General features: G+C 62.5%; 18 protein-coding genes. 7 read left to right on the top strand and 11 right to left on the bottom strand.

Annotated features, from left to right (window positions below):
- The 4 genes from ACJO2E_RS17280 to ACJO2E_RS17265 all read right to left on the bottom strand — a co-directional run.
- Window positions 1-1,625 (bottom strand): methyl-accepting chemotaxis protein (locus tag ACJO2E_RS17280; RefSeq protein ID WP_406965498.1); only part of this gene is annotated, 1,625 nt, incomplete at its 3' end.
- A gap of 110 nt (window positions 1,626-1,735) precedes the next feature.
- Window positions 1,736-2,833, bottom strand: a complete 1,098-nt coding sequence (locus ACJO2E_RS17275) for a lipocalin-like domain-containing protein (protein WP_406965497.1) — start codon at window positions 2,831-2,833, stop codon at window positions 1,736-1,738.
- The gene (locus tag ACJO2E_RS17270; protein WP_406965496.1) at window positions 2,830-5,067 is read right to left on the bottom strand and encodes an ABC transporter permease; all 2,238 of its coding nucleotides are present in this window, start codon (window positions 5,065-5,067) and stop codon (window positions 2,830-2,832) included. Before ACJO2E_RS17270 ends, ACJO2E_RS17275 begins: the two co-directional genes overlap by 4 nt.
- Window positions 5,061-5,717 carry an ABC transporter ATP-binding protein gene (locus ACJO2E_RS17265; RefSeq protein ID WP_406965495.1) on the bottom strand — a complete coding sequence of 219 codons (657 nt, stop codon included), beginning with the start codon at window positions 5,715-5,717 and terminating at the stop codon, window positions 5,061-5,063. The genes ACJO2E_RS17270 and ACJO2E_RS17265 overlap by 7 nt, the downstream gene beginning before the upstream one ends.
- A gap of 265 nt (window positions 5,718-5,982) precedes the next feature.
- Here ACJO2E_RS17265 and ACJO2E_RS17260 point away from each other — a divergent pair, with 265 nt between their 5' ends.
- The 4 genes from ACJO2E_RS17260 (at window position 5,983) to nadN (ending at window position 12,257) form a co-directional block, all read left to right on the top strand.
- Window positions 5,983-7,191 carry an ammonium transporter gene (locus ACJO2E_RS17260; protein WP_406965494.1) on the top strand — a complete coding sequence of 403 codons (1,209 nt, stop codon included), beginning with the start codon at window positions 5,983-5,985 and terminating at the stop codon, window positions 7,189-7,191.
- Window positions 7,192-7,274: 83 nt separating this feature from the next.
- The gene (locus ACJO2E_RS17255; RefSeq protein WP_406965493.1) at window positions 7,275-7,748 is read left to right on the top strand and encodes a DUF6231 family protein; all 474 of its coding nucleotides are present in this window, start codon (window positions 7,275-7,277) and stop codon (window positions 7,746-7,748) included.
- Between the two features lie 116 nt (window positions 7,749-7,864).
- Window positions 7,865-10,336, top strand: coding sequence for an ExeM/NucH family extracellular endonuclease (locus ACJO2E_RS17250; RefSeq protein WP_406965492.1), 2,472 nt, complete (start codon window positions 7,865-7,867; stop codon window positions 10,334-10,336).
- A 91-nt stretch (window positions 10,337-10,427) separates the two neighbouring features.
- Complete coding sequence (nadN, locus tag ACJO2E_RS17245) at window positions 10,428-12,257, top strand: NAD nucleotidase (RefSeq protein ID WP_406965491.1); 1,830 nt, start codon at window positions 10,428-10,430, stop codon at window positions 12,255-12,257.
- A gap of 52 nt (window positions 12,258-12,309) precedes the next feature.
- Here the strand turns inward: nadN and ACJO2E_RS17240 are convergent, their stop codons facing one another.
- Window positions 12,310-12,768: an META domain-containing protein gene (locus tag ACJO2E_RS17240; RefSeq protein WP_406965490.1), complete on the bottom strand. Its 459-nt coding sequence runs from the start codon at window positions 12,766-12,768 to the stop codon at window positions 12,310-12,312.
- A 232-nt stretch (window positions 12,769-13,000) separates the two neighbouring features.
- On the opposite strand from ACJO2E_RS17240, the gene ACJO2E_RS17235 reads away from it, so the two are divergent.
- Complete coding sequence (locus tag ACJO2E_RS17235; protein ID WP_406965489.1) at window positions 13,001-13,408, top strand: YkvA family protein; 408 nt, start codon at window positions 13,001-13,003, stop codon at window positions 13,406-13,408.
- A gap of 97 nt (window positions 13,409-13,505) precedes the next feature.
- Window positions 13,506-14,753, top strand: a complete 1,248-nt coding sequence (locus ACJO2E_RS17230) for an acyl-CoA dehydrogenase family protein (protein WP_406965487.1) — start codon at window positions 13,506-13,508, stop codon at window positions 14,751-14,753.
- Window positions 14,754-14,765: 12 nt separating this feature from the next.
- Here ACJO2E_RS17230 and ACJO2E_RS17225 read toward each other — a convergent pair whose 3' ends face one another.
- On the bottom strand, window positions 14,766-16,748 hold the full coding sequence (locus ACJO2E_RS17225) for an acetoacetate--CoA ligase (RefSeq protein ID WP_406965486.1): 1,983 nt from the start codon (window positions 16,746-16,748) through the stop codon (window positions 14,766-14,768).
- Between the two features lie 175 nt (window positions 16,749-16,923).
- The gene (locus ACJO2E_RS17220) at window positions 16,924-17,706 is read right to left on the bottom strand and encodes an enoyl-CoA hydratase/isomerase family protein (protein ID WP_406965484.1); all 783 of its coding nucleotides are present in this window, start codon (window positions 17,704-17,706) and stop codon (window positions 16,924-16,926) included.
- A 140-nt stretch (window positions 17,707-17,846) separates the two neighbouring features.
- Between ACJO2E_RS17220 and ACJO2E_RS17215 the strand changes: the two genes are divergently transcribed.
- Window positions 17,847-19,796 carry a helix-turn-helix domain-containing protein gene (locus ACJO2E_RS17215; protein ID WP_406965483.1) on the top strand — a complete coding sequence of 650 codons (1,950 nt, stop codon included), beginning with the start codon at window positions 17,847-17,849 and terminating at the stop codon, window positions 19,794-19,796.
- A gap of 44 nt (window positions 19,797-19,840) precedes the next feature.
- Here ACJO2E_RS17215 and ACJO2E_RS17210 read toward each other — a convergent pair whose 3' ends face one another.
- The 4 genes from ACJO2E_RS17210 to ACJO2E_RS17195 form a co-directional block, all read right to left on the bottom strand.
- Window positions 19,841-21,154, bottom strand: a complete 1,314-nt coding sequence (locus tag ACJO2E_RS17210) for a TRAP transporter large permease (protein WP_406965482.1) — start codon at window positions 21,152-21,154, stop codon at window positions 19,841-19,843.
- Entirely contained in the window at window positions 21,144-21,695 is a 552-nt protein-coding gene (locus tag ACJO2E_RS17205) for a TRAP transporter small permease subunit (protein WP_406965480.1), read from the bottom strand. The genes ACJO2E_RS17210 and ACJO2E_RS17205 overlap by 11 nt, the downstream gene beginning before the upstream one ends.
- A 108-nt stretch (window positions 21,696-21,803) precedes the next feature.
- Window positions 21,804-22,856, bottom strand: a complete 1,053-nt coding sequence (gene dctP / locus ACJO2E_RS17200) for a TRAP transporter substrate-binding protein DctP (protein WP_406965478.1) — start codon at window positions 22,854-22,856, stop codon at window positions 21,804-21,806.
- A gap of 33 nt (window positions 22,857-22,889) precedes the next feature.
- The gene (locus ACJO2E_RS17195; protein WP_406965477.1) at window positions 22,890-24,779 is read right to left on the bottom strand and encodes an AMP-binding protein; all 1,890 of its coding nucleotides are present in this window, start codon (window positions 24,777-24,779) and stop codon (window positions 22,890-22,892) included.
- Window positions 24,780-25,326: the final 547 nt, after the last annotated feature.

Raw genomic sequence — 25,326 nt, 5'->3', positions numbered from 1 at the left:
TCCTGGCTGGCCTCGTTGGTCTGGGTGACGCCGGTGTCGCTGTTCTGGGCCGCCTCCACGATGCGCACCACGTTCTTGTTGATCTCCTCGGCCACCTGGCTCTGCTCCTCGGAGGCCGTGGCGATCTGCGTCACCTGATCGTGGATGTGCTCCACCGACTGCTCGATGGTGCTCAGGGCCGAACTGGCGTGGTTGATACGCTCCACAGTCTCCTCCGACAGGCCCTGGGAGGAACGCATGCGCTCCACCGCGCTGCGGGACTCACGGATAAAGCCATCGATCATCTCGCGGATCTGGCCGGCGGACTCGCCACTGCGCTTGGCCAGCTGGCGCACCTCATCGGCGACCACGGCGAAGCCACGGCCATGCTCGCCGGCCCGGGCGGCCTCGATGGCGGCGTTCAGGGCCAGCAGGTTGGTCTGGTCGGTGACTTCGTGGATCACGTCCAGCACCTTCTGGATCTCGTCACTGCGGGAGGCCAGGGCGTCGATGGCCTCGGCGCTTTCCAGGATATTCCGGGACAGGCTGTTCACCGACTGCTGGGAGCCGGCCATGGTCTGGCCGCCATCCTTGGCCAGGCGGTCGGCATCCGCCCCGGCCTGCTGCACCTCGTTGGCGTTCTTCGAGATCTGGTGGATGGTGGCGGCCATCTGGTTGATGGCGGAGGCGATCTGGTCGGTCTCTGAACCCTGGACCTGCACCGAGGCGCGGGTCTCTTCCGCCACCCGGCTCAGTTCCTCCGCGGCCGAGGCCACCTGGTGGGTGGTGTCGTCCACCTCGCGGATGGTGTTGTGGATCTTGCTGATAAAGGTATTGAAACGCCGGCCTAGCTCCGACAGTTCATCATTACCTTCCGCCGGTAGCCGGTGGGTGAGGTCGCCCTCCCCCTCGGCCACGTCCCGCATCATGTCACTGACCTCCGCCAGTGGTCGGGTCACGGTGCGACCCACGAGCGCCCCCAGTATGGCCGCCAGCACGATGACCCCAACCGTGGCCAGAAGGATGAAGATCAGGGCCTGGTTGATGTTCTCCTCAATCTCGGCCCTTGCCCGGGCGAGGACCTCGTTGATATCGGTGACGTAGACCCCGGCGCCGATCATCCAGTCCCAGTCCTCGATCAGGGTGGCGTAGGACAGCTTGGGCTCGACGGCCCCATCCGCCGCGGGGTTGGGCCAGTCGTAGGCATAGAAACCGTCATCCGCCGCCGCCTCGAACAGGGCGTCGATCAGTTCCTGGACCTCGGGGCTCTCGGAAAAGCCTTCAATGTCCGGGTTTGGCCGGTAGGCCAGGTTGAACATGTCCCGACGCCAGGCAAACACATAGTTGTTGTTACCAAACTTGATAGACCGGATGCGACTGCGAGCTTCCTGCTTTGCCTCCTCATCGGTCAGGTCCGGGTCGTTTTTTACCTCATTCACCACCGACAGGGCGGTGTCAGTCACATCACGCAGGCCTTGCTTGCGGGCCTCGGTGAGTGTGTGCTCCAGTCGCTGCAGCTCCGCCTCGCCACTGGCCCGCAGTTGGGAAGCGGTCAGCCAGGCGATGGTGGCGCCGGTCAGGACAACCGGTACCAGTACCGATAGCAGCAGGCGGGAACGGATCTTGAGTCGGTTCAGGAACATCATGGTCGTTACTGCCTTGGCCAGAAAATTCAGGAAGTCACGCTTCTGACTATAGGTGATAAAAGCGGTCGCGGATGGACCGGACACACTAAAAAGGTAGACCATGAACAGGCTTATGGCCGAGCGTATCCGGTCAGTTCCATGTATCCCTGGCCACCGCTGCTGCCGGTTACCGTTACCGGACTTTCCCAATAGGGGTAGAGTCCGTGGTTCCAGTACTCCCCCTCCGGCGCCCGTACCGTCACGTCAACGACATGGGCAGGCACCCGGATTCGCCAGGCCGCCGGAACCTCGCCATGACCGGTATCCCGGTAGGTGATCGGGGTCATCCGTACCTGATCCCCGGACAGTGGGTAAGCAGTGCCATCGGCGGCCACCCAGGTACCGGACCGGAAAGCCTCCTCCCCACGCCCCACCCGGAACACCATCAGCCGGCCCCCGTTGTCCAGCCGCAGGGCGAACCAGTCCCAGCCCTGCTGGTCGGACCGCAGGAACTGACTGCTCCACTCCCGGTCCAGCCAGCCGGTTCCCGTCACCGGGTAATCGGTGCCCGCCACGGTCACGGTGCCGTCAATGGCGATGTCGGTGAGGCTGAAGTACATGGAGCCATGCCCGCTATCGGCCTTGGCACTGAAGCCCTGGTCGCCATGGCGGACCATGCGGTCGCCGGGGACCAGTGTCAGACGGTAAGACCAGCCATCACCGGATGCCTCCAGGCGCCACCGGTCGGGGCCAGTCGCCTCCAGTTGCCAGTGGTCCAGCCATACCCGCAGGGGCTCGGCCCGGGCCCCTGCCTGTCCGATGCTCCCCCGGGCAAAGCGTTCCGAGAACCAGTGTTGCCCCCGGAAGGACACCGCACCATGGGCCATCCAGGCGGAATGCAGTGGCCACCGGGAAGCCGGCAGCGATTCCCTGGCCTGCGCAGGAGACACCAGCCCCTGCCGGAACTGGGTCCACTGCAGCCCCAGGGGCTCGCCGCCTTCGGTGCGCAGGTTGGCGGTCAGGTACCACCACTCGATGCGATGATCCGGGTGGGGGCCCCAGTCATCGGGCAGCTCAATCCCGTCCGTGGGGGACGGCTGCGCGAACGATGAAGCCGGCGGGGTCTCCGCCAGCCCGGCAAACCCTTCGGTGTCCTGAGACTCCCCACAACCGGACAGGATCAGGCACAGACCAGCCAGCCAGGCCATGAACAGCGAGGTCCGGTTCATCGTTCCTGCCCTCCCGCCTGCACAGGCATGGTTCCCGGCTTGCCGTTGTGACCGGTACTGGCCAGCCAGCCCACGGTGACAGCGGCCAGGGCAAACAGACCCAGCAACTCCAGCCAGTAACCGGGGTAGATTGTCATGGGCAGGGACCAGCCAAAGGCCACCGGGTTGATCCGGCTGACCAGCACCCAGGTCAGCGCGATGCCCACCGGTAGTGCCGCAGCCCAGATCAGTGCCATGAGTTCCGCAGCCAGCGTCATCACCACACGCCGCCGCTCCCGGGCTGTCAGCCCCCAGGCGGACAGCAGGTGGTAGTACCAGGCTCGGGAGCGCAGCACCACCCAGCCGGTCATCAGCAGGGCCAGGCCCGCCAGCACCAGGGTCAGGTAACTGATGGACCGGGTCAGGGCAAAGGTCTGGTCGAATACCCGGTTGGCGAGGCGGTGGATGGTGTCGTTGTCCCTGACCGACAGGTCGTCGACCTGCCAGGCGGACGCCAGGGCGGAGACCAGGGCCGTGCCGGAGCCATTGCCCGTGTCTGCCAGGGCAATGGTCAGGGAGCGGAAATCCGGTACGAACCGCTCGGGCAGGTAACGCCGGTCCATCAGGATTTCTCCCGCCGGTCGGCCATAATCCGCGTAGACCCCGGCCACCCGGATGCTGCGCTGCCCGTCGCCAAACCGCACCATCAGTTGATCCCCTGGCGCCAGGCCCTGTCTCCGCGCCAGTTGCTCGTTGACCAGCACCTGGCCCTCGCTGACCGCCTGCCAGGGGTCCGCCACGGACTCCAGCAGTGACCAGCGCCGGATCAGACCCGAATCGGTGTCCGTGGCCATCAGGTCCACGCCCTGCTCTCCCGGACCGGCGCCGATGGTCGCCGTGCCACGGATGACCGGATGCCATTGAGCCACGGTGGGATCACCCTCCAGCAGCGGCACTACCGGTGCCAATGGATGGCCGTCCGGTACCTCCACAAACAGGTCGCCGGCCAGGCGCTGGCCAAGCCAGTCGTGGAAGGTGTCCTCGAAGGTGGACACCAGGGCGTGGACAGCGATCACCGTGCCCGCCGCCAGTTGCAGGGCCACCATCGGCAGCGCCAGCCGACCGGACAGCACGCCCAGCTCCCGCCGACGCCATAGGATCAGCGGTGGCGACCAGGGCGACGGTGTCAGGTAACGGACCATCAGCACCGGCGTCAGCAGACCGGCCCCGGCCAGCATCAGCCCCGTGCCCAGGAAAACGGTGACCAGGGACCCCGCCACCAGCAGCAGAAGCAGCCCCACCAGCAGGCAGACGGAGGCCAGCCCCGGATGGAACCGGGAGCGCCCCTGGGCCGGGCCGTCCCTCAGCAGGTCCAGTCCGCACCAGAGCACCATCAGCAGGACCACCGCCAGGGTCACCAGGAATCCGGTGGTGGATTCGCCGGTGGTCAGCAGGGTGGTTTCGAAGAGATTGTCCATGGCCGCGCCGAAGCCACCGGACAGCCCATCCGCCAGCCGGAGCCCCAACAGGTAACCGGGTACCAGGCCAAGACCGGCCAGGATCGCCAGTTCCGCCAACAGGTAGAGCCGCAGGCGTCGGCGGGTGACGCCATAGCGTTCCAGCAGCACCAGGCTCTCCCGCCGCTGGGCCAGCCCCAGGGTATAGACACTGCGAATCAGCAGCGCGGACACCAGCACCACCAGGATACCCAGGGCATCCAGGTTCAGCAGGAAGCTGTCGGCCAGCTCGCCGGTGCTGAGTCGGGACCGGTCCGGTGGCCGCTGCCAGCCGGCGGGTAACGGCTGGCCCTCATCCATCAGATACAGGCGCAGGTGCGCCGGGCGGCCCGATTCCGCCAGCCGGGCGGCTTCGGCGATGTCCACGAAGGGCTCGCCGTCCAGCACCATGCCGGCGCCGGGGGCATCACCCTCCGCGCAGGCCATGGCCAGGGGATCGATCCCCACCACACGCCCCCGGGTATCCGCCGGGGCCACCTCCAGCCAGGGGATCACGCACAGGCCCTGACGCCGCAGGCTGACGAAGTCGTCCACGGTGACCGGGGTGCCACCCTCAGGCGCCAGTTGCTGGCCGCCGGACAACTGCGCCTCGCCGGCCTGCATGCTGTCCCGGGCCTGGCCAGTGAGGGCCCAGACACCGGACCAGAGAGCGGTGGCCAGGGTCAGGATCAGCCACAACGCCAGCAACTGGAAGGGATGGCGCCGGTAGTGGCTGAGCACGGCCCGGAATATCACCACCTGCCCTCTGCCGCCAGATCAAGCTGGTGGTCGCATCGTTCCGCCAGGGTCAGGTCATGGCTGGCCAGGATCAACCCACACCCCTGCTGCCGCTGCCAGTGGAACAGCGCATCCGATACCTGCCGGGCGGTGTGCCGGTCCAGGCTGCCGGTGGGCTCGTCCGCCAGCACCAGGTCGGGGCCCATGGCAAACACCATTGCCAGGGCCGCCCGCTGGCGCTGGCCACCGGACACCTGGTCCGGATAACGGTCCTCCAGCCCGGCCAGGCCAAGGCGCTCCAGCCAGTCGCTAACCGGTCCGAACGAGCGACCCGCCAGGTCCGCCCGCAACCGTATGTTCTCCGCCAGGGTCATGGCGGGCATCAGGTTGCTGTCCTGGAACACCACGCCGATACGGCGACGGCGCAGCCCCGCCCACTGGTCCGCAGACAGGGCGGTCGCCGACTTCCCCAGCACCTGCACGTCGCCAGCGTCGATGCTTTCCAGCCCGCACAGGATATTCATCAACGTGCTCTTGCCCGACCCGGACGGACCGGTCAGGGCCAGGGAGTTCCCGGGCGGGAGCTCCAGCGACAGGCCGGTGAATATCCTCACCGGGCCGGTACTGGCGTCATAGGTCTTGCGCAATCCCGACACGCTGACACTGGTCACATCCCATCTCCTTCCATTCTTACCGTCGAAGGCCCCACTACTGTGCATTCCTGAATTAACTGCACTCTAGTTGTGCATGATCAGTCCGAAATCCCAATCATTAAAGAACCAGCGCACCAACTGAATTCACTTAACTGCCCAACATCAAAGCGTGCGCACTATTGTGGACCGATTATTGCTAAATCCGGACCCCGGCGAGCCGGAGGCGTGCACCAGCGTGAACCATCCGGCTCATGAAAGTCATTAACCGGGAGCACTCCTGTCCGTGGATATTACGTCTGCCATTCATACCCTGACCGACAGTGCGAACACACTCTTCCTGCTGATCGGTGCCGTCATGGTACTGGCCATGCACGCCGGCTTCGCCTTCCTGGAAGTGGGCACCGTGCGCCACAAGAACCAGGTCAACGCGCTGGTCAAGATCATGACCGACTTCGGCATTTCCGCCATTGCCTACTTCTTCATCGGCTACTATATCGCCTACGGCAATCACTTTTTCAGTAATGCTACGATCCTCACCCAGGATCAGGGCTACGAACTGGTCAAATTCTTCTTCCTGCTGACCTTCGCCGCCGCCATACCCGCCATCGTCTCCGGCGGCATCGCTGAGCGGGCGCGCTTTTACCCCATGCTGATCGCCTCCGGGCTGGTGGTCGCGTTCCTCTACCCGTTCTTCGAGGGCATCGTGTGGAACGGCAACCACGGTTTTCAGGCCTGGCTGGAAAGCAGCTTTGGCGCCTCCTTCCATGATTTCGCGGGTTCCGTGGTGGTGCACGGCGTCGGCGGCTGGATCGCCCTTGCCGCGGTCCTGTTGCTGGGCGCTCGTAACGGTCGCTATCGCCAGGGCAAGGTGGTGGCGTTCGCCCCCTCCAACATTCCGTTCCTGGCCCTCGGTGCCTGGATTCTCACCGTGGGCTGGTTCGGCTTCAACGTGATGTCCGCCCAGACCCTGGACGGTATCAGCGGCCTGGTGGCGGTGAACAGCCTGATGGCCATGGTGGGCGGCACCGTGGTCGCCATGGTGGTGGGCCGCAAGGACCCGGGTTTTATCCACAACGGCCCGCTGGCCGGGCTGGTGGCGGTCTGCGCCGGTTCCGACCTGATGCATCCCATCGGCGCGCTGATCACCGGTGGTATTGCCGGTGCCATCTTCGTGTTCCTGTTCGAATGGGCCCAGAACCGCATCGAGCGACTGGACGACGTGCTCGGTGTCTGGCCCCTGCACGGGGTCTGCGGTCTCTGGGGCGGCATCGCCGCCGGCATCTTCGGCCAGGCCTCCCTGGGCGGTCTTGGCGGCGTCAGCCTGATGTCGCAACTGATCGGCTCCCTGGCGGGCATGGTCATCGCCTTTGTCGGTGGCCTGGTGATCTATGGCCTGGTGCGTCAGTTGGCCGGTCTGCGCCTGGGCGAGGAAGAGGAGTTCAATGGTGCCGATGTGAGCATCCACCGCATCGGGGCCACTTCCTGGGAGTAATGGGGTAGAGAGCACCCGGGTAGCAGACCAACGGCGGTCCAAGGGCGTATCATGGTGGACTCTGTCAACAAAGAGGAGCAGCCATGAACGCCCGGACCCTGTTCACGTCCGTGATTGAGGACTGCCAGCCGACATCCCTGCTGGTGGCCGGAGAGGCCGCCCGGCAGGCCGCCGATGACTGGCAGACCACCCACCCCGGGGTCGCCGTGGACCCCCTTGCGCCTGGTAACGGGGAACTCACCGGCGCCAGCGCATATCCCCATGACCTGGCCATTGTCGCCGACACCCTGGAGGACCTGCCCCTGGAGACCGGCCGGATCCTGCTCGGGCAGCTACGCAACCTGGGCAACCACCAGATCGCCGTACTGGTCGGCCATCGCAGTGACTGGTCCTTCAACGACTTCATCGGCCTGGGCTTCGTGCGCCAGGGCAGTACCGATGGCGACGATGGGCACACCCTCTACACCTACAATATCGATACCTACAACCACAAGCGCACCTGGAACAACCCCAGGTACTGGGCCAACCCGGAAATGTGGGACAAGGCCAGGTGGTAATCGTCCGGTCGTAAACCGTTCATAAAACTCTCATGTCACCGTCATAGTCTGGTTGCACCCTGATCGTCAGGCCTCCCGCAGGCCGATCACAACCAATCACGATCAGGGACGGATTCATGACCTTCAAGCGCACCCTTATGGCGGCCTCGGTGGCTGCCCTGTGTACGTCACCCGCCCATGCCAGCCTGTTGTTCAGCGAATACCTGGAAGGCACCGGCAACAACAAGGCCCTGGAACTGCTCAACACCTCGGCGGAGCCGGTGGACCTGGCCGCCTGGGAGATCCAGGTCTACTTCAACGGCAACAGCAACGCCGGCCTGACCCTGAACCTTAGTGGCACCGTCGCGCCCGGCGACCACTTCGTGGTGGCCAGCAGCCAGGCGGACGCAGCGATACTGGCCGTGGCCGACCAGACCACCGGCGCCGGCCTGTTCAACGGTGACGATGCGATCACCCTGCTTAACGGCGGCCTGGTGGTGGACAGCATTGGCCAGGTGGGCGTCGACCCCGGCAGTTACTGGGGCGACGACACCCGCACCCAGAACACCGACCTGCGGCGACGGAACCTCACCCCGGACAGCGATCCCTACGACGCCTATGAGCCCGCACTCTACTTCGATGCCTTCCCCCTGGACGACTTCTCCGACCTGGGCATGAACAGCGGCGATCCGGGCGATCCCGACGAGCCGGGCACCCCCACCCTCACCTGTGGCGAGCCGGCCACGCTGGTGTCCGCGATCCAGGGTGAAGGGGATACCTCGCCCCTGAACGGCGAGTCCGTGCAGATCGAAGCCGTGGTGACCGGCGTGTTCAACGGCGACGACGGCTTCGGCGGTTTCTATGTGGAGGAAGAGGCGGGCGACCGCGACAGCCTGTCGACCACCTCCGAGGGCCTGTTTATCTACGCCCCGGATACCGATGCCAGCGTCGGGGCCGGCCAGACCGTCCGCATCGCCGGCACAGTCACCGAGTACAACGGCCTGACCGAACTGGGCAGCGTCACCGGCATGGCCGACTGCGGCCCGGGCGAATTGCCGGCACCCGCCACCATCAGCCTGCCCTGGGCCTCGCCGGATTCCCCGGAAGCCTTCGAATCCATGCGGGTGACACCGGACAGCCCGCTGGTGGTGAACGACACCTACGACCTGGGCCGTTATGGCAGCCTCACCCTGGGCAGCGCCCGCCACTTCATTCCCACCAATGTCGCCAGCCCCGGCAGCGACGCCCTGGCCATACAGCAGGCCAATGAACGGGACCGCCTCATCCTGGACGACGGCAGCAATCGCCAGAACCCGGCGGTGGTGCCCTACCCGTCCCCGGCCCTCAGCGCGACCAACACGGTGCGGGGCGGCGACCAGGTGGACAGCCTGGTGGGGGTGCTCGATTTCCGCTTTGACGCGTGGCGCCTGCAACCGCTGCAGTCACCGGAATTCATGGCTGCCAACCCGCGCCAGGACAGCCCGGAGCTGGATGCCAGCGGCAACCTGGTGGTGACCTCGTTCAACGTGCTCAATTTCTTCAACGGTGACGGTATGGGCGGTGGCTTCCCCACGGCCCGCGGCGCCGACACCGCCGAGGAACTGCAACGCCAGACCGCCAAGCTGGTGTCCGCCATCCGCGCCACCAACGCCGACGTGGTGGGCCTGATGGAAATCGAGAACGACGGTTACGGTGACGAAAGCGCGATCCGGGAACTGGCCGACGCCCTGGGTAGCGAATGGCAGGCCGTTGATCCGGGTCTGTCGCAGCTTGGCGGTGACGAGATTGCCGTCGGCTTCGTGTACCGCACCGATCGTGCTGAGACGGTGGGCGATGCCGCCGTACTGGCCTCCGCCCCGTTCCAGGACCTTAACCGCCAGCCCCTGGCCCAGACCTTCCGCCCGGTGGGAAGTGATGATGGCGTCACCCTGGTGGTGAACCACTTCAAGTCCAAGGGCTGTGGCGAGGCCAGCGGTGCCAATGCCGACCAGGGCGACGGCCAGGGTTGCTGGAACCCGACCCGGGTACAGGCCGCCAACGCGCTGGCGAACTGGCTGGATGCCGACCCCACCGGCACCGGCGAGCAGGACCGCCTGATCCTCGGCGACCTCAACAGCTACGCCCGGGAAGATCCCATCACCACACTCACCGACCGTGGCTACACCGACCTGGTCAATCGCTTCGAGGGCGACGGCGCCTACTCCTATGTGTACTTCGGCGAAGCCGGCTACCTGGACCATGCCCTGGCGTCCCCGGAACTGCTCGACAAGGTGCTGGACACCGCCATCTGGACCATCAACGCCGATGAACCCCGGGCACTGGACTACAACACCGAGTTCAAGTCTCCGGAACAGCAGGCGGACTGGTACTCCACCGCCCCCTGGCGGGCCTCGGACCATGACCCGGTCATTGTTGTGCTGGAGCTCGCCGGTGGTTCCGACGACCTGCCCGCGGACCTGAACGGTGACGGCCGGGTGGATGGCCGCGACCTGGTCCGCTTCCTCCTGGCCGGCCTGTTCGGCAAGCACGAACATCTGGACCTCAATGGCGATGGCCGGGTGAACGGCAAGGACCTGAAAACCCTACTGGCGGCGATCCGCCAGGCCTGAAAGCAAGAAGAAGGTCGCTGGCAAGGCTCAGGGCATTTCCCGTCCGGAGCCTTGCCGACGCCCCTGTAAACACCCTTAAAGGAGTATGATTGTGAACGCCAGACCCGCAGTTGTCCTGACAACCCTGCTGTCCACGCTGGCCCTGGTGGCCTGCAACGGGAGCGATTCGGACGACGATGAGACGTCCTCCGACGCCCCGCTGACCCTGAATATCCTCCATATCAACGATCACCATTCCAATCTGGAAGCTTCTGAACAGACCCTGGACATCGGCGGTGCCGAGACCACCTTCGCCCTGGGCGGCTTCCCCCGCGTGGCCGCCAGGATCGCCGAACGTGAAGCGGCCCTGGATAACGTGCTGAAGCTGCACGCCGGCGATGCCATCACCGGCACCCTCTATTTTTCCAGCTTTGAGGGCACGGCGGACGCCGAGCTGATGAACCTGGTGTGCTTCGATGCCTTCGCCCTGGGCAATCACGAGTTCGACCGGGGCGACGCCGGCCTCAAACTGTTCCTGGACGAACTGGCCAGGGGCAACTGCGACACCCCGGTGCTGGCCGCCAACGTCAGGCCGGAGGTAGGCACCCCCCTGGCCCCGTCGGCCCAGGATGACTACATCCAGCCCTACATCGTGCGTGAGATCGACGGCGCCCGGGTCGGCATCATCGGGATCGACATTGCCAACAAGACCCGCAACAGCTCCAGTCCGCTGGCCACCACCGAGTTCCTGGACGAGCGGGAAACTGCCCAGGCCATGATCGACGAACTGGCGAAAGACGGTGTCAACAAGATCATCCTGCTGACCCACTACCAGTACCAGAACGACCTGGAGCTGGCCGCCAGCCTCAGCGGCGTGGACGTGATCATCGGCGGCGACTCCCACTCCCTGCTGGGCGACTTCTCCGCCTACGGCCTGGAAAGCTCCGGCCCCTACCCGACCATGGCCACCAATGCCGACGGTGACCAGGTGTGTGTCGCCCAGGCCTGGCAGTACTCCCAGGTGGTGGGCGAGCTGAACGTGGAGTGGAATGAGGCAGGCGTTGTCCTGGGTTGCGAAGGTGTCCCTCACCTGCTGCTGGACGAACCCATGGTTCGTGAAGACGAGACCGAAACCGAGTATGAACTGACCGGCGCCGACCGTGAGGCCGTATTGGCCGTCATTGATGCCGATCCGCAACTCAGCCTGACCGCACCGGACGCCACCGTCGGAGCCGCCCTGCAGGCCTATACCGACCAGCTTGAGGAATTTGCCAATGAAGTGATCGGCACCGCCACGGAAGACCTCTGCCTGGCCCGGATTCCCGGCGAGGCCTATGGTGACAGCACCTGTGATGGCGAAGACCCGAATCGCGGCAGCGACATCGCCAATGCGGTGGCCCAGGCGTTCCTCTACATGAGCAAGGAAGCGGACGTGTCCATCCAGAACGGTGGTGGTGTGCGGACCGACATCTTTGCCGGTGACATCACCATTGGTGATGCCTATACCCTGCTGCCCTTCGGCAACACCCTGACCAACCTGGACATGACCGGTGCGGAGATCCGCCAGGTACTCAACGAAGCCGTGGACTATGCCCACAGCGACTCCACCGGGGCCTACCCCTACGCCGCCGGCCTGCGCTGGTACGTGGACATGAGCCGGGCCGCCGGTGACCGGCTGTACGACATCCAGTACCGGGTCCGCAACGAGGGCGCGTGGATGCCCCTGGAGGACGATACCCAACTGAAAGTCGTCAGCAACAGCTTCACAGCGGAAGGCCGCGACGGCTATGTGACCTTTGGAACGGTTTCAGAGGACGGCCGCGCCGAGGATACCTTCCTGGACTATGCCCAGTCCTTCGTGGACTACATGCTGGAAGTAAACACCATCAGCAAGCCGGCCACGGACGAGTATTCCACCCAGAACTACACGCCGGTGCCGTAACACGCAGACGATCCGTGGGAAGCCAGTACGGCCTCCCGCGATCCATCAGAGATCAGGGCAGGGCCACCGCCTCGAAACGGGCGAGTTCGTGGCCCTTCTCGTTCAGCAGCTTCAGTACCTTGCCCTCCAGGAAGACCCCGGCGGTCTGTGAGAAAACCTCGTACAGGGCCGCTTCATGATTGTCCCCGATGCAGGCCATCTTGGTGCTGGCCATGGCATCGAACAGCAGGTTGGCGCCGCTGACGGTGTACTCACCGACAAACCGGTTGCAGCCGCTGAAGCCGTTCACCTTACCGTCATCCCGGAAAATCATGTGGGGTTCGCCCTGCTCGCCCCTGGGAATGTCCACCTCGGTGCCTTTCAAGGACATCAGCTTCCAGTAGGTGTTGGTCAGCGGTGCGGTGGGAATGGGGCCTTGTGAAGACCCTGACGGGCTGCCGGCACAGGCGACCAGCATCAGCGCGCAAGTCACCAGGACCAGGCCCCGGACTGCGGTCAGCGCTCCTTTCACTCCTTTCGTTCCTCTTGTTCCTATCATCTCGGAATCTCCCTGGATCAATCGCGGCCATGGGACCACGGGTTATCGGCAAAGAAGGACATCATAACCAGTTGTGCCGGCCGGCTGAAGGACCGGCTTCATGAAAGTGCGTACAGATTGAGGACGCCATGCCGTGTTGTGGTGCGGGTTTGTTATGCTCTGGGTATTCTCCACCCATCCCTCCACCCATCAAGAAGGGGGCACCATGAGTGCAATCAGTGATCGCAAAACCAGAGAGGCGCTGGAGCAGGAAAGCCGGAAGGTGGACGAGGACAGCCTGGAGTCACTGCTGACACGGCAGCGAAAGGTGGAAGAGAAGGTCCAGTCCAGCGGCAGGCTACAGCGGTTTTCAACGGATATCCGCCTGATGTTCTCGCTGTTACGGGACTTCTGGAATGGCCGCTACCGCCAGGTACCCTGGAAGACCATTGCCGCCATTGCCGGCGCCCTGCTCTACGTGCTTAACCCCCTGGACCTGATCCCCGACGTGATCCTGGGGTTCGGCCTGCTGGACGACGCCGGCGTGGTGGCCCTGTGCCTGAAACTGGTGGAGTCGGACCTGCACCGCTACGCCGCCTGGAAGGAACTCCACGCCGAAACCGCCGGCAGGTAACCTGGCCCGCCACCACTTGATGTGGGTCAACGACCCTCGGCAGCCTCTGCCTTAGTCTGGCAGGCAGACCCGCCACACCATTGACAGGGGCCCAGCCATGGACTTCAACCATTCCGACGACTCCCTCCAGGTACAGGACCTGATGCGGCGGTTCATGAAGAAGCATGTACTGCCCCACAACAGCGACTGGCTGACAGTGGCCGAATCCGGCCGTTACCCACTGGATATCCTTGACCCCCTGAAAGTGCAGGCCCGGGAAGATGGCCTGTGGAACCTGTTCCTGCCAGAGCTGAAGGAAACCGAGCCGGGCACCGCCATGACCAACCTGGACTACGCACCCCTGGCGGAAATCATGGGGCGGCTGCCCTGGGCGGCGGAAATATTCAACTGCAGCGCCCCCGATACCGGCAACATGGAACTGCTGCACCGGTTTGCCACCCCGGCCCAGTACGACGCCTGGCTGATGCCACAACTGGAAGGACGTATCCGGTCCTGCTTTGCCATGAGCGAACCGGACACCGCCTCGTCCGATGCCACCAACATCGCCACCACCATCCGCCGGGATGGTGACCACTATGTGGTGGATGGCCGCAAATGGTTTATCACCGGCGCCAACCACCCCAACTGCCGCTTTGCCATCGTGCTGGGTCGCTGTGATGACGGCTCCGGTGACAGCCGCCACCAGCAGCACTCCATGGTGATCGTGCCCATGGACACCCCGGGGCTGGAGGTGGTGCGCAATATCCCCATCATGCAGCACCACTCACCGGAGGGGCACTGCGAGATTGCCTTCCGTAACGTACGGGTGCCTGCGGAGAACCTGCTGGGCCGGCCCGGGGAAGGCTTCGCCATGGCCCAGGCCCGGCTGGGCCCCGGCCGGGTGCATCACTGTATGCGCACCATCGGCCAGTGCGAACTGGCCCTGGAGATGATGACGGAACGGTCGCTGGAACGGCGCACCTTCGGCAAGTTCCTCAGCGAGTATGAGAACGTCCGGGACTGGATCGCCGAGTCCCGCCTGGAGATCGACCAGGCCCGGCTGCTGGTGCTGCAGGCCGCCTGGAAGATGGACACCTTCGGCAACGCCGCCGCCCGGGTGGACGTCTCCGCCATCAAACTGGTGGCGGCACGCCTGCAGACGCGGGTGGTGGACCGGGCCATGCAGGTGTTCGGCGCCATGGGGCTGACCCCGGACACGCCACTGGCCTACCTGTGGACCTGGGGCCGGGCCCTGCGCTTCCTGGACGGCCCCGATGAGGTGCACCTGCGCACCGTCGCCCGGGCGGAAATCGAGAAGGCGAAGGAACAGCGGGGATCAACGGCGGCGTACTACAACCTCCACTGACCACCGCCATCATCAGTCCGCTGGTGCAGTGCCCCTCTCCTCGGCGAAACGTATGTAGAAATCCAGGCTGTCCGGATTGGCCATGGCGTCGGGGCTAGCCACCTGCGACAGCGGCCTGCCCAGCAGCAACTTGCGGATTGGCAGCTCCATCTTCTTGCCGGTCAGGGTATAGGGAATGGCCGCCACAGGGATGATCTCGTTGGGCACATGCCGCGCCGATAGGTTGTCCCGGATGACGGCGCGGATTCGCCCGGTCAGCCCGTCATCCAGCTCGACTCCGTCCCGCAGCACCACAAACAGCGGCATGTAGGATTCCCGCCCCAGGTACTCCAGGTCGACAATCAGCGAGTCCAGCACCTCCGGGATTTCCTCCACCACCCGGTAGATCTCGCCGGTGCCCATGCGCACGCCCTGGCGGTTGATGGTGGTATCGGAGCGTCCATAGATGATGGAGCCACCCCGGGGCGTGATCCGTATCCAGTCCCCATGGCGCCAGATGCCCGGGTAGGTGTCGAAGTAGCTATCGTGGTAGCGGTGACCGCCTTCGTCGCCCCAGAAATACAGCGGCATGGAGGGCATCGGTTTTGTAACCACCAGCTCACCCACCTCATCCTCAAGGTGCTTGCCATCCTCATCAAAGGCGTAGACCGCCGTGCCCAGGGTGCGGCACTGCATCTCGCCGGCGTAGACCGGCATGATCGGGTTGCAGCCCACATAGAAGGCCGCCACATCGGTACCGCCGCTGATGGGGGCCACCAGAACATCATCGCCGATTTCATTCATGATCCATTTATAGCCCTCATCCGGCAGGGGCGAACCGGTGGAGCCCACGGAGTGAATGCCGTTGAGATCGGCGTACTCCCGGGGGTGAATCTCCGCCTTCTTGCAGTTGAGGAAATAGGCCGCACCGGCCCCAAAGAAGGTGACCCCCGCCTCGCCGGCAAAGCGCCACAGGGTGCCCAGGTCCGGATAGCCGGGGTTGCCGTCATAGATGCAGATGGTGCTGCCCAGCAGCAGCCCGCCGATCTGGGCGTTCCACATGATCCAGCCGGTGGTGGTGAACCACAGGTAGCGGTCGTCCGGCTGCAGGTCCATGTGCAGCCCCTGGCCCTGCAGACCTTCCAGCAGGGCACCGCCGTGGCTGTGGACAATGGGCTTTGGCATACCCGTGGTGCCAGAGGAATAGACAACCCACAGGGGATGATCGAAAGGCAGTTGTTCGAAGGTCATGGGCTGGTCATGGGCCAGCATGTCCGACCAGGCCACGCTATCCTCCAGACTCGCGCCGAAATCCAGGTAGGGCAGCACCACCACCTGCTCAAGGGTGGGCAGTTCGGAGCGCAGTTGGCGGACCACGTCCATGCGGTTGAAATCCTTGCCCCCATAGCGATAGCCGTCCACCGCGATCATCACCTTGGGGTCGATCTGGCGGAAGCGGTCAATCACGCTGCGGGTGCCCATGTCCGGCGAACAACTCGACCAGATGGCGCCGATACTGGCGCAGGCGTAGAAAGCCACGACGGTTTCGGGGATGTTGGGCAGGTAGGCCACCACCCGGTCGCCGGGACCCACGCCCATCTGGCGCAGGCTGTAGGCAAAAGACGCCACCTGCGTCTTCAGGTCGCCCCAGGACAGTTCCTGGAGGGGACGAATCTCAGAGCGGGAAATGATAGCGGGTCGATCCGGCTCATCTTCATGGAACCGGAACCCCTGCTCGATCATATTGAGCCTGGCGCCTTCGAACCATTTGGCCCCGGGCATGCGGTCACCATCCAGAACACGTTGGTACGGCGCGGAATGGCGGATATCGAAATAGTCCCAGAAGGCGGCCCAGAAGTCCTCCAACTGGTCCACAGACCATTGCCACAGGGCGTTATAGTCCCGGAATTCCAGCCCGCGGTGCAGCTTCAGCCATTGCATGAAGTCGTGCATCCGGCTGTTTTCAATGCGTGCCTGGGTGGGTTGCCAGAGGCGTTCGGGGGTCTGAGCTGTCATGGGGGTCTCCGTTTGTTGTTGGTCTTGATTGGTAGCCGTGTCAAAGCCCACTGGGCGACATCGGCTAAAAATGTAACAATCGCTCGGTCAACTCGATGGGATACTATCGGATAATAGTGAGTGGAGCTCAACCGTATGCGAGCGGCAATTCACCATGGCAGTGTCCCCCGGAGCCTTAATAGTCCGGCAATCGTTTCTCGCTGAAGGCCCTCAAACCTTCCTCAAAGTCCGGGTGTCTGGCATACAGGGCAAAGGTGTCCAGCTCCGCCGACAACCCTTCCGCCACACTGCGGGTGCGGTTTTCGGTGACAACCTTCTTGATCAGACACATGGCAAACGGGCTACGACGGGCAAGCTGGCTGGCAAATTCAGCCACCTCGTCCCGGAGACGTTCGTCCTCGAAGACGGCATTGACCAGCCCCCACTCCCTCAACTGATCCGCCGGATAGATCTCGCCGGAGAGCAGCATCTGGTTCGCGATATTGGGTGGCACCTTGCGGGGCAAACGGACTGACGAGCCTCCCCCAGGAATGACACCATACTTGATATGGCCATCCCCGATTCTCGCCGATTCCGCCGCAAACACCACATCACAACACAGCAACAGCTCCAGCCCACCGGCAATGGCATAGCCATTGACTGCGGCGATCACCGGGAGCTTCAACCCATCGATCAAGTCAAAAACAGCCTGTGCGAACCGAAGCCTGGCCAGGAAGGATTCCTGGTCGCCTTCGTCAATATCGTGCTTGAATCCCGCCAGGTCACCACCGGCGGAAAAAGCCCGGCCAGCCCCCTGGAGCACAAGGCATCGAACCCCCGTATCCGCCTGGACTGCCAGCACGGCATCCCGCAGGTCCCGCAACAACGCCATGGTCATCGCATTGAGCCTGTCCGGGTTGTTGAGCGTCAACCACGCCACATGATGGTCAACCTCCAGAACAACATTTCTGAACGTCATTCGCGCCCCTCCCACTGGGAAAAGGCATCAGATTAAAGAGCCAAGGCGTCACCAACAATGTTTGATTGTCACATATTCATTGATATAGATATGACAATAAACCAAACTTCTCACCTTCCACGCTAAACGAGCACCAGACCATGACAGACAGCAGCATCCGGCTGGCCCGGACCTATCAGGCCATTCTCGATGACCTGGACAAGGGACGGGGAGCCAGCGAGCTCTCCAGACGTCTTTCCGAGGCCGAATCACTCGCTTTCAGCGCCGAAGAGAAGTCTGAATTACTCGCCGCCGTGAGAAAGGCCATCAAACTCGCGGAACGGAACGAGCAATACCAGCTCAACGAACGATCCCTCAGGGCCGTCTCCGAAAGCGCTGAAACACTGACAGAACTGAAGGATCCGGAAGCCGTGCTGAACAGCATTGTCGTTCGCGGACGCAAACTGCTGGGCAGTGATATCGCATGGCTGGCCGGACACACCCTGGACAACCAGGGAAAAATCCTGGCGATCGATGGTGCCTACACTGAGCTCATCAAAGACCTGAGCGGTCCGGGCCATGCCGGCATCGCCGGTCATGTGCGAAACTCCCGATCCGCTTTTACCACCCAGGACTATATGACAGAAGGACAATTCACCCATGATCCACTGATGGACAGGGCAATGGCGGAAGAGGGTATCCAGTCTGTACTCTCGGTACCCATCATGGCGGATTCCGAGGTCATTGGCGTACTGATCGTCGCCGATCGGTACCAGCGTTTCCATCAGCCCTGGGAGATCTCCGTCCTCGGCACCCTGGCAGCCCATGCCTCCGTTGCTATCCGCAATGCGCAAACCTTCGAGCAGAAGCAACGCGCCCTGAGGTACGCCGAACAGGCAAACCGGGAACTCGAAGACAAGGTGGCAGTACTTGAGCATGCCACCGACGCCCATGAAAAGCTGACCTCCCAGATTGCCAGGGGCGGCAGTCAGCAGGAAATGCTCAGCCTGATCGCCAACCTGCTGGACGGCGAACTCGGTTTCCTCGACCCCATGGGGTCGGTGACCAGCGCCGTCCCGGAGGAGACCCTGACATTCTTCGAAAGCGCCACCCTCGACAACCGATTCAGCAGGCAGGTGGCCGAAGCCATCGACAGCAGTCGGCTCACCGGCCGCTCGGTGAGCCTGGACAGTGATCGATACGCACTCACTCTGATGGCGGTATCCAGTGGCAATGATCACCTGGGATCACTGCTGATCCGCACGCAAAAGCCGCTGTCCGGTCACCAGACGCGGATTTTCGAACGCTCGTCCACGGCAATTGCAGTACTGAACCTGCTGGAGGAAAAAAAGACCGCCACCAACCTGCTCGACATCAAGACCACACTCACCGACCTCCTGGACCCGAAAGATCCGACCCGGCAACCCACCAGAACGCAGGCCCTGCAGATAGGTATTGATACACAGGCGCCCCTGGTGCTGGCCGTCGTTGCCCTTGAGCCGTCAAAGCTCCACTTTTTCCTCAAGAAGATCAGCAAACGGCTGAAGTCTCTGTCGGGCGTGGCGACAGAAATCAACGACCGGCTCATTCTGCTGATTAATCAGGATGATACCCGGGCAATCCGGCATTTCCTTCATGAACATATGAACAACGAGGCCAGTTGGACCGGACTGACCGCCCTCTCCCACCCCATCAACCATTCGGAGGACCTGCCCCGCGAGTACCGGCTGGCAGTACAGTCGCTGCAGGTGGCGGAGCACCTCGGGCGCCGCAATGCCACATTCTTCTATCACGAATATGCCATCTACACGCCGTTGTTCGGTAACAGCACGTCGGTGGATGTGGCGGCCTTTATCCGGGCAACGATTGGCGAGCTTGTCGAGTCGGACCAGGCCAGGAGAACCGAGCTGGTCAGAACGCTGCTCACATTCATGAATGAGCAGCAGAATGCCAGGGCCACCGCCCGCAAACTGAAGCTCCACGTCAATACCATTCATAACCGGCTTGAAGCCATAAACGGCATACTGGGGCCCTGGCAGCAGGATGGCCGCTCCCTGGAGATCCAACTGGCGCTGCGGTTGCTCAACCTGAAGAAAGCCGCAGGCCGGTAAGGCCAGAGGGTCCTCCCCGGGAGCTACCGCCAGCGGCCGGTTCTCTAACGCACCAGCACGTCCGGCAGATAGAGTGCAATGGCAGGGACCAGCCCGATCAGCAGCATTCCAAGGAAAATCACCAGCACATACGGCACCACCGAGCGGTAGATATCCCCCATGGTGACACCGGGGGGCACCACACCTTTCAGATAGAACAGGTTGAACCCGAACGGAGGCGTCATGTAGCCCACCTCCATCATGATGATAAACAGGATGCCGAACCAGATAGGGTCAAAACCGAACTGGTTTACCACCGGCATGAAAATCGGCAACGTGATGAGCATGATACCGATGGGATCCAGGAACATGCCCATCACGAAGACGATCCCCAGCATGACAATCATCGCGCCGAAGGCGCCACCGGGAAGATTCTGCATCAGCTCAGCGATCAGCTGCTGGGCGCCCATGGCGTTGTAGGCGGTGGTGAAGACATGGGCACCGATGAAGATCCACATGATCATTGCGGAGATCACCAGCGTCTTTACCGCCGCCTGGTGGGCCATTGTCAGTGAAAAGGTGCGATGCACCACCGCACAGATGAGGGCACCCAGGACACCCACCGCCGCTGCTTCCGTTGGTGTCGCAATACCCGACAGGATGGAACCAAGCACCATCACCACGATCATGATGGGTAGTATCACGGCTTTCACCGAGGCCAGCTTTTCAGGCCATGAAGCGCGCTCATCCTTTGCCAGGGCCGGCCCCATGTGGGGCTGGAGGAAACACCGCACGCCAATGTAGAGCCCCACCAGAGCCGCCAGCAGGATCCCGGGCAGAATGCCCGCGGCAAACAGGCTGCCCACCGACACGCCGGTATTCAGCGAGTAGATAATCATGACCACGCTGGGTGGTATCAGAATACCAAGGCCACCGCCCGCATTGATGGCCCCCAGCGCCATCTGCTTGTCATAGCCGCGCTCCAGCATCGCCGGCAACGCCACCGCACCCATGGCAACCACGGCGGCACCACTGATACCCACCATGGCGGCAAACACCGTACAGATTGCTACGGTGCCGATGGCCAGACCACCGCGAAGCCCGCCCATCCACAGGTACATCATGCGGTACAGAGACCTGGCGAGCCCTGTGCGTTCCAGGATCAACGCCATGAAAATGAACAACGGCACCGAAATCAGCGTAAAGCTGTTCATGGTGGTCCAGACACGGCTGCTCACCATAAAGAAGCCGTCTGGCCCCCAGGTGAAATAAAGAAAGATGGCGGACACGCCACCCAGCACAAACGCCAGAGGCACACCCAGGGCAACAAACAGCAGCAGGGTGCCGAAGAACAGACCCGTGATAATTTCAAGCGTCATGGGTCACGCCCTCCCCTTCAATCCGACGGGCAAGATCCGGCCTGCCCATCAGCACGAAGACATCCCCGACAATACTTACCACACCCTGCAACAAAAGCAGCATGGCACCGACCGGGATCGCGATTTTCAGAGGCCATATCGGGGGATTCCAGGCCGAGAAGGAGGTTTCCCCCATGGCCCAGGATTCCTCCGCCATCACCCAGCCTTCCTTCAGGATGACTGCCATGAAGGCAAAGAACAGAAAACAGGTGGCAATATTGACGGCAGCCTTGCCGTGCGCGCCCAGCCGATCATAGAGAATATCGACGTTGATATGCCCCTTACGCACCAGCAGAAACCCACCGGACAGAATGATGTAGGCACCAAACATCATCTGGGTCATTTCCGAGGCCCAGATCGTGGGTGATGAGAAGACATAGCGCGCAACGATTTCAAACAGTAGCAGCACCACCATAACGATGACCAGATAACTCAGAATCCAGACACCCAATAACGAGTTGAGTCTCGTAACAGCCCGAGACAGGGACACAATAAAATTCATAGCTTGCTCCGCGGCCCGAAGGCATCAGCCGGGTTGGACAGTCAGGCAATAAGGCGGGGAACCGGGAAAGGACCGGGGCCCCTCCCCGGTCCATCAGGTCAGCGGGACCTATTCACCCCGGCCCAGTGATTCGAGGTACTGCTCCAGACGACGAACCGCCTCCGCAGCGTTGGGGCTCTTTTCAGCTTCCACGGCGCGAAGCTCGCGGCCTACTTCCCACATACGCTGCTGGATTTCGTCCGGCAGGGTGATGACCTCAACGCCCTGTTCCCGCTCCAGATGATTCAGCATCTCAACTTCCTGGTACTGGTATTCGTTGGTCCGCGACCAGAAGTGCTCCTGGAAGGTGGTCTTCACAATCCGGCGGATATCCTCGGGCAGTTCCTCCATCGCCTTGTTGTTGATGATGAAGACCTCGACGCCACCAATCCCCAGGGACGGGCGTACATGGTACTTTGCCACCTCATACAGACTCAGGGCATTGGCCTCCTGGGACGCGCCCCAGTGGGCACCGTCAACCAGGCCGGTGGACAGGGCGTGGTAGATTTCAGGCCCGGGCATGAACACGGCCGATGCACCCACCTCCGAAATGAATTTCTGTAACAGGCCGGCACCACGGATCTTGAGGCTGCTGAACTCCTCCAGCGACTCGACGGGCTCCTTCAGCACCATCTCGGTAGGGTAGAGCTTGTCGGTGTAGTAATGAACGCCCTGCTCTGCCGCTTCTTCCTGAACCAGTTCTTCAAAGCCCAGGTGCTTCCAGAAATAGAGCGCCTCCCAGATATCCTCAAAGGCACCCGGAGAGGCGAAGGCCAGACCGGCGGTGGGAATGTAGTTCATCAGATAAGCCGGGGAGGTGTAGCCCATCTCAACAACGCCACGCTGGACCGCCGGGAAAATCTCCGTCGGCCCGAACAGGGAATCCGCCGCATGCAGCTCGATCTGAAGCCGGCCGTCGGTGCGCTCCAGGAGCTTGTCCCGAACCGCGACCACGCTGTCTTCCCAGGAACCACTGCCAACAGGCAGGTGCGCCTGCAGTCGCCACTTGATAACCTCCTGCTCACCCGCCTGTTCGGCATGTGCGGCCGGCACCAGGGCGGAAATGCCCAGAAACAGGCCTGCACTCAGGCCCAGCACTGATTTTATTGTGTTTTTCAACATAACGTTTTCTCCAGATTTCTTGTTGTCGATTGATTACGCGTCCGACGGACGAAAAACCACGTCAATGGGCAGTGCGGACAACGCCCCCATGACGGTTTGCCTCTCCTCCTCGCTTACTTGCCCGGTGAATGAAACGGTGTAGCTCCCGTTGCCTGCCGGCCGGGGAGCAACCCGGATGCAGTCTGTCCTGCCCAACAGCGCTTCCACCTCCATCTGCAACTTCATCCCGACCGCGTGGTGCCGCAATTCCGGTTTGAACAACTTGCCAACGGCGGTGACCGGAATTTCATCCACCACGAACACATGCCGTGGCCGTGCCGGTGGTTCGTGGATTTTCTGCTGCAGGAAGGTTTCAAAGGCCGTCACATCGAACCCGGGCCCGGACTTCACCGAGACATAGAGCACGGGGACTTCGCCGGAATAACCGTCGGGCATGCCAACTGCGGCACTGAGGCTGACGTCGGGGTGGGAATTGGCCACTTCCTCGATCGCGGCGGGATCAATGTTGTGCCCACTACGGATGATCAGGTCCTTTTCACGACCGGTGAGGTACAGGTATTGCCGGTCGTCCAGATAGCCCACATCACCGGTAATCAGAAACCCGTCGTCGGTGAAGTTTGCCCTGGTGTGCTCAGGATCGAGATAGCCGTCAACCACCTGGGGCCCATTGATGGCAACCACACCGGGTTCGCCCGGATCGCAATCGACCCAGCCGGTGTTATCGTCCGCCTTTTTCAGAATCCGCAGGGTGGAGAACGGCGCACGGAGGCCAACACTGCCCCGCACATGGTCACCGCGCAGTGGCGTACCGGCGATGGATGCCACGGTTTCCGTCATGCCGTACTGCTCCAGCAGGGGCAGCCCGGTCCGACGCACAAAGCGGTCGGCAATGGACCGGGTCAGCGACGCCCCACCGGTCAGCACGAAGCGCACGCTGGAGATATCAAATCCGTCGGTGGCCACCTCGCTCATGGAGGCAATGGCCGTAGGCACACCCGCCAGGTAGGTGGCACGGAACCGTTGCGTCAGGGCCCAGATATTGTGGATCACCTCCCGGTCCCTGAAGCCAGACGGGGTCAGCATCACCAGGTGACCGCCGGCTGCCAGTACAGACAGGCCGATGGTGGAGGTGCCACCCACATGGAACAGGGGAAAGCCGTTCAGCGCGCAGTCCCTCTCACTCAGGTCGAACAACTGAGCAAGCGTCCAGGCCGCGTGAATCTGGTTAAGGTGTGTCTGGGGCACAAGCTTGGGAAGACCTGTGGTGCCACCAGTGTGGAACAGGGCCGTGATGTCGTCCTGACGGGCCGGTCGGTCCGCTTTCAGATAATCGGCCGGCTGGGCATCACACCCTTCTCGGAACGACACGAACACCGAAGGATCCACATCGTCCGGCACCCTACCCAGTACAATCACCTTGCGCACGGTTTCCACCGAAGACGCAATCAGTCTGGCCTTTTCCCAAAGCTCCGGATCCAGCTCGGGCGAGGGGCACACCAGGAATTCCGCCGTCTCCGCCTCAACCAGGGTCATCAGCACGTCCCGGGACAGCAGATAGTTGAGGCAACTGACCACACCAACAGACTGGGCACCCCATAGGGCGACCGGCATTTCCGGGTGGGTGCGGGAGAGGATGGCGATCACGGTTTCGTGGCCGGCTCCCAGGCTTACCAGCAGGTTACCGGCCCGATTGATAGCCCCCAGCAATTCGCCATGGGTCAGTGTCTGCGCACTGTCGGCGGGGTCTGCCGAGTTCAGCACCGTCAGGGCCGGTCGCTCCCCATGCAGCGCCGCTGTTGCTTCGAACAGTTGGTGGACACTGGAGGCCGTCACCAGATCCCCATAGGGCTCCTGCTCAAGGGTATCGATATCCCCTGCTGTCCTGATCGTCTTTACGGATCGTGTTGTTCTGTAATGAGTCATTGTCAGTTTCATGTTCCGTGAGCACGTCACGACAGGCCTCGTCAATGGCCTATACCGCAATCACGCTGCTTGCATTGTTATCAGGTGAACCAGCGACAGCACCGACTGTTCTCATCCAGCGGCACGGTGCGAGTCGAAAGCGGGGAAATTCTGGCCATTCAGAACATGAGTCACAATGTAACTTAATTATATTTTTTTGATTATTTTATGTACCTTAATCACATACCAAAATCCCAAAGAAACGCCCTCTGCCGGTACGCAGGCTTGCCGAAAGAGCCCAGAGAAGCCAGTAACGGAGCGACTTCCGAAAATGGCATACTGACCACGCAGCCACGCAGGGAGGAACGGCCGGACACTATTGCTATCCGGCGGAACGCAGGGCAGACAATCCTTTGTGATATAGACACAGATTTAAGAGTAAGAATATGTAGCAACCCCACATTGTCCGCCCCCTTGGAATTGCTTATGGTCCCGGGGGCGTCGGCACACAAGGCGCCGGCCCCAAAAAAACAATGACAACAAGGAACCAACAATGAAAAACTTCAAA

The organism is Marinobacter shunpengi, from assembly GCF_045449695.1.
Classification (GTDB): domain Bacteria; phylum Pseudomonadota; class Gammaproteobacteria; order Pseudomonadales; family Oleiphilaceae; genus Marinobacter.
The sequence above is the reverse complement of the archived record's forward strand: the minus strand, read 5'-3'. Positions and strand labels throughout refer to the sequence as shown.

Bases quoted from the DNA above. Each gene is read 5' to 3' on its own strand.
- ACJO2E_RS17275 (WP_406965497.1), bottom strand. From the start codon at position 2,833: ATGAACCGGACCTCGCTGTTCATGGCCTGGCTGGCTGGTCTGTGCCTG.
- ACJO2E_RS17255 (WP_406965493.1), top strand. From the start codon at position 7,275: ATGAACGCCCGGACCCTGTTCACGTCCGTGATTGAGGACTGCCAGCCG.
- ACJO2E_RS17250 (WP_406965492.1), top strand. From the start codon at position 7,865: ATGACCTTCAAGCGCACCCTTATGGCGGCCTCGGTGGCTGCCCTGTGT.
- ACJO2E_RS17235 (WP_406965489.1), top strand. From the start codon at position 13,001: ATGAGTGCAATCAGTGATCGCAAAACCAGAGAGGCGCTGGAGCAGGAA.
- ACJO2E_RS17230 (WP_406965487.1), top strand. From the start codon at position 13,506: ATGGACTTCAACCATTCCGACGACTCCCTCCAGGTACAGGACCTGATG.
- ACJO2E_RS17225 (WP_406965486.1), bottom strand. From the start codon at position 16,748: ATGACAGCTCAGACCCCCGAACGCCTCTGGCAACCCACCCAGGCACGC.
- ACJO2E_RS17220 (WP_406965484.1), bottom strand. From the start codon at position 17,706: ATGACGTTCAGAAATGTTGTTCTGGAGGTTGACCATCATGTGGCGTGG.
- ACJO2E_RS17215 (WP_406965483.1), top strand. From the start codon at position 17,847: ATGACAGACAGCAGCATCCGGCTGGCCCGGACCTATCAGGCCATTCTC.
- ACJO2E_RS17210 (WP_406965482.1), bottom strand. From the start codon at position 21,154: ATGACGCTTGAAATTATCACGGGTCTGTTCTTCGGCACCCTGCTGCTG.
- ACJO2E_RS17205 (WP_406965480.1), bottom strand. From the start codon at position 21,695: ATGAATTTTATTGTGTCCCTGTCTCGGGCTGTTACGAGACTCAACTCG.
- dctP (WP_406965478.1), bottom strand. From the start codon at position 22,856: ATGTTGAAAAACACAATAAAATCAGTGCTGGGCCTGAGTGCAGGCCTG.
- ACJO2E_RS17195 (WP_406965477.1), bottom strand. From the start codon at position 24,779: ATGACTCATTACAGAACAACACGATCCGTAAAGACGATCAGGACAGCA.